Origin of the sequence: Clostridium sp. UBA7503 (genome assembly GCF_002477055.1) — a bacterium.
In the GTDB taxonomy this organism is placed as follows: Bacteria; Bacillota; Clostridia; order Clostridiales; family Clostridiaceae; genus Clostridium_J; species Clostridium_J sulfidigenes.
On sequence record NZ_DLNT01000054.1, the window covers coordinates 1 to 3900 of the forward strand.

Annotated in this window: 3 protein-coding genes and 1 pseudogene; all 4 read right to left on the reverse strand. The window is 29.1% G+C overall.

The genetic code is table 11. From position 1 onward, the window contains the following. Positions 1-27: 27 nt before the first annotated feature. Positions 28-786, reverse strand: coding sequence for an NERD domain-containing protein (locus tag B3630_RS15890; RefSeq protein WP_346899861.1), 759 nt, complete (start codon positions 784-786; stop codon positions 28-30). 274 nt (positions 787-1060) lie between these two features. Further along, entirely contained in the window at positions 1061-1789 is a 729-nt protein-coding gene (locus B3630_RS15895) for a hypothetical protein (protein ID WP_346899863.1), read from the reverse strand. A gap of 372 nt (positions 1790-2161) precedes the next feature. Further along, a pseudogene (locus B3630_RS15905) lies at positions 2162-2592 on the reverse strand (GNAT family N-acetyltransferase). 282 nt (positions 2593-2874) lie between these two features. Next, positions 2875-3735 (reverse strand): GNAT family N-acetyltransferase, encoded by an 861-nt coding sequence (locus tag B3630_RS15910; RefSeq protein ID WP_346899865.1) that lies wholly within the window; start codon positions 3733-3735, stop codon positions 2875-2877. Positions 3736-3900: the final 165 nt, after the last annotated feature.

Here is a 3900-nt window from a genome sequence, read left to right on the forward strand (position 1 = left end):
TAGCTCTCCTATATCGTATTGAGCTGACTATTTCAAAATAAATCTACATTTAGGATAATTGCTGCACCCTTTAAACTCGCCATATTTGCTTTTTCTCAAAACTAACTTGCTTCCACACCTAGGACATATATCATTACTTATTTTATTCTTATTATCAATTAGTCGATTCTGAATTTGTGCTACATGGGCTTTTCTATTTTCTTTATCATCAATACTCAAAGAAATCAGCTTTGAGTATATTTGTTTTTTTACAGAATCTCTTAATGTCTGTTTATTGTATTTTTTAATTGTCTTTAATAATTTTATTGTATATATAACATCTGTTTTACATTTAACTTTTAAATCCGCATTAATAGTGAAAACTACAATTGGAATGTAATTCACATCGGAGAAGTCACCTAGTATCTTCTTTAAAGCTTGTATATGTCCGTAATTCTGCCTTATTGGATTATACATACTTTTCTCAGATTTATAAATTTTTTGTTTCCAATATTCATCAAATTCATTTCCTATAATCCATCCCTTATAGTTTTTTGTTTCAATAACAAAAACACCATAATTAGATACAACAACATGATCAATCTGGGTTGTCTTACTTCCCACCTGTAGCATTATATCGTTTATAACCATATACTTAGTCTCATCAAGTCTTGATAAGAAAAAGGATACTGATTTTTCTCCAAAGAATCCCTTTATACTTGGCATAAAAAGATCTAATATTCCTACTACAATTACCAACACCCATAAATACCAAAATCTAATTAAAAGTTCAACAATTACTTCCACTTATTTCACTCACCTTTAATACTATTCCTAAATTGAATATTATTTTACCTCATCCTTATTATTTAAATTTAATCAATAACATCCTTATTGTACCACCTCCCTCTCCACTGCTCAATAAATTCATACCATATAAAGCATATATTTCCTTTGTTTAATAAATGTATAACTACATAAAAAAACAGCAGAATTCTGAAATTCTACTGTTTCTATGTGTATATAATTAACTAGTTTTATAGGGAATGTATCCTTAATCAAAGATACTTTAAGCACAGCATTAATTGAAATATGGGTTCTCTATCCTCGTTGGAACATAAGGTGTTGGAATATCTATTATTATTTCACTTTGATTTGTGCTTTGTGTATTTCCTTGATTATTTATTTCCCCTTGAGTCTGAGCTTCTGCTTCCATTTGAGCTTTTGATGCAGCTTCTGCTTCTGCCTTTGCCCTTGCTTCAGCTTGAGCTTTTGCCTCTGCTTCTGCCTTTGCTCTTGCTTCGGCTTCAACTTTTGCCTTTGCTTCCTCTTGCCTTTTAGTTTCTAATTTATCATTTATTTCTGCCTTTAAGGCTTTTATCTTTTCATTTCCATCAACAAATTCTTTTTTATCTCTTAAACTTTTTAATTCTTCAATTCTTTTAATAAGCAGATCTTTGTCCTGAAGCTTGCTTATATCAATATTTTCAAGTTCTGAAATGCCTTTATTTATTAATTCTATATTACTATCTGTTAAATTAACTTTAAACTGGTTTAACTCTTCTTTTAGTCCTTCAACTTTTTTATATTCTTTATTTGCAATAATCTGATCACATTTATTAATTAGATCTTTGTATTTTTCTTCATTTGAGTTTAAAAGAAACTTACTAATGCCATCTTTATATTCCACTACATAATTACTAAAATCATTTATTATTCTATTTCCTTTAAAATATGTATAACTAACAAATCCAGCTATGGCAACCATAACCACTATTAAAATTATTATATATTTTTTATTTTTTTTCATTTTATCCCCCTACATAAGAACTGTGTTTAATGATATTTTTATTATAATTTTATCAGCCTTACTGGCTTCTATTAATTCAACCTTCATCTTTCACTAACACTCCATAACATAGTTTGTTAGTAAAACACCTTTTCTTTCTACTTTCTATTCCTTTACAACTTTATATCCTCGTTTTTCAAAGAAATACTTTGCAGTAATAGATGCGAGTGTAATAATCTTATCTACATCAAATGCCTTTTCCAGTACATCACAAATTGCAGTAGCAATCCCTTTATGCTAACTCTTTACAGTCTGATGGTTGATACCTTCTTATAAGCATTCATTATTTCCTCCACAAATTATACTTATTTAGTTATACTATAATTTATATTATTATTTTAATTTCATATGCAGTATAGGGAATGGATTTCCCTGTTGGTCTAGCTTTAAATCCAAGATGTTTGTAAAAGCCTACTGCTTGTGGATTTTTCTCATTTACATCCACATAATTTACATTTAACACCTTTATTGCTTATTCTACAAGTCTTTTTCCAACTCCATTTCCTCTACTTTCATTACTTACAAATAACATTTCAATTTTAAAATCATGAATTCCCATAAAAGCTTTTATAATACCATTTTTTGTCTCTTACACCTAAAAGTTTACTAACATATTTAGCACCTTCTATAACTTGAGGTTTTATTAAGATTATATCTTCTTAACTTAAAAAGTCATGTGTTGCTCTTACTGATGATTCCCATGTGCCTAGTATTTCTTCCATATCCTTATTATTAATATTATTTAAATTTTCAATTTTCATTATCTAAAACATCTTTAGGTAATATATCTTGTGCTTTTTTATACTTCGTAAACATTTCTCCTACTATATATTAGAGCAAATATTTAATCAAAAACTGCACAAAACATCTACTTTATCGCTCCTTACAAACTATGCTTTGATATTATTGCAGTTTTTTGTTTGGAGCTAAATTAATTAATCTGATTTTACAAAACATGATGACACCTACCTTCTTGCTTAATTATATTATAAATTAAATTCTAAAACTGAATGTCTACTAAACTGCGTTTTTTTCCTAATTCAAAACTAAACTTCAATCAAGCACTCTTGACTAAATATCACTTCACCAGCTCTTAATGCTGTTTTAGTGGATGTAACATTATCACTGTCAATATGACAAGTTAGGTACTTTGCATCAATCAGACTCACAAAACTTCCTAGCAACTTTGATGCATATCCTTTCCCTCTAAAAGCTGATGAGGTAAGGATTTCATCAATGTACACTGTTGATTCACCTAAAAACGTCTCCTTCTCACCAGCAATCAGTCCAGCTATTTGTCCATCTACCTCTAACTGATATAACAAACCCTGTTCAAGACATTCATCCATCATTTCCTTCGGATTAACAGTTACCCTATCAACAAAATCAGGTCTTAATTCATGAAAAACTTTATATTGATTATAATACCAGTCATAATAATCAGTTGGAATCTTCAAAGGTAAATCATATTTGACCATATCATCAATCTTCGCAATAAAACGTTGCTGAATAATTGTAACATCATAATCATTACAATCAGGACGAACCCAGAAACGATATGATTTAGGATTAAAGATTTCGAAGTATGGCCTAAGTTCACCAATAATCTTATGCAGATTTTGTATTTTAAATCCTGCCCACATATAGACAAATGGTTCATCAGGGTTTCCCCCCATATGCCTAATACCAGCAAGTACTGTGCCTTCGCTTGTCTCTATGAATTGGTTTAAATAATCCTCTTTCTTGCCAATCCCAATATATTTAAGTCGTTTTTCGAGTACCTCATCGTCATTAAGAGAAAGAATATCCTTCAACTCTTCTTTGATTTGCTCTATAATAGCTTCTTCTGGAAAATCATCCAGTTGATAAATATAGTTTTTGGCTGCATTAATCATTATTTCACTCATAATCATTATTCTCCTTAAATTTTATTCCTATTTGATATCACACATAATATAGTAACATCTGTAAAAACCGCACTTATTTATTGTAAGCTTAAATATACCTTTGATTAAATTAATTTATTTAACATGTCTAAATACTCTATATCAAGTATATAATTAATAAAATTG